Annotated in this window: 2 protein-coding genes; both read left to right on the top strand. The window is 48.3% G+C overall.

Annotated features, from left to right (window positions below; all coding sequences use genetic code 11):
- The coding region (gene traM / locus PORUE0001_RS02720; RefSeq protein WP_007364940.1) for a conjugative transposon protein TraM at window positions 1-547 on the top strand (547 nt) is incomplete at its 5' end.
- Between the two features lie 21 nt (window positions 548-568).
- A partial coding sequence (locus PORUE0001_RS02715) for a DUF4138 domain-containing protein (RefSeq protein WP_007364941.1) occupies window positions 569-1032 on the top strand: 464 nt, incomplete at its 3' end.

The following is a 1032-nucleotide window of genomic DNA, read 5'->3' as shown; positions in this document are numbered from 1 at the left end:
GCACGAGGCTTTGCTACAGAACCGCTTTACCACGTCTGTAGGTTCGTTGCGTAGTGAGACTATTGCCAAGAACACGATGCGAGCTATCATCGATGAGACCAAGACCATCAAGCTAGGCGATGAGGTCAAAATGCGTCTTATGGAGGACATACAGATAGGCTCTGTAGTTGTACCTAAGGGTACGACTATTGTGGCTAAGTCAACCCTGACAAACAATCGTCTACAGCTGAAAGTTACCTCTATTGAGTATCGGGAAAGAATCATAGGAGTAGACTTGTCCGCCTTTGACCTTAATGGTCAAGAGGGGTTGTACGTACCTGTAACAGCGGAAGCTGTGGGACTCAAAGCCCTTGGAGAGGGCTTGGCAGAGACAGCCACAGGAGGTATCTCTATACAGCAGAGTGGCAAGGATCAAATCCTCGCCAATGTCTCCAATGGACTCATACGTGCCGGGGGCAACTACATGCGCTCTAAGGCTAGCGAGGTCAAAATCAAAATTAAGGCTGGTTATCAGCTCTACCTTTATGACAAATCTCAGAAGAACTAACACTCAAACATCATCTATACAATGAACAAGACTTTATTCACTCTTATTTTCGCCCTCCTGACACTAGGAGCTGGCGCATTCTCCACCGCTCACGCTCAGTCGTCAGGCGACCTGTATCAAGGCTTGACGAGAAGTATGCCTGATGGTCGTACCGTTATACCGTATGGACTAGAGGTCACCTTTGACAAGACCACCCATCTCATCTTTCCCGCACCGATACGCTATGTGGACTTAGGGAGTGCCAACATTGTCGCTGCTAAGGCGGAAAGCGCAGAGAACGTACTCCGTGTTAAAGCCTCCGTCAAGGACTTTGAGACAGAGACCAATATGTCGGTAATCTGCACCGATGGCTCTTTTTACGCTTTCAATGTGAAGTATGCCAAGGAGCCTGAGAAGCTGTCGCTAGAGATGGTGGACTTCCTGCACGCTGGTGAAGGTAATCTACCTTCAAACAAGGCAGATATATACTTCAAGGAGCTAGGCAA

The sequence above is a fragment of the Porphyromonas uenonis 60-3 genome (assembly GCF_000174775.1).
In the GTDB taxonomy this organism is placed as follows: Bacteria; Bacteroidota; Bacteroidia; order Bacteroidales; family Porphyromonadaceae; genus Porphyromonas; species Porphyromonas uenonis_A.
The sequence above is the reverse complement of the archived record's forward strand: the minus strand, read 5'-3'. Positions and strand labels throughout refer to the sequence as shown.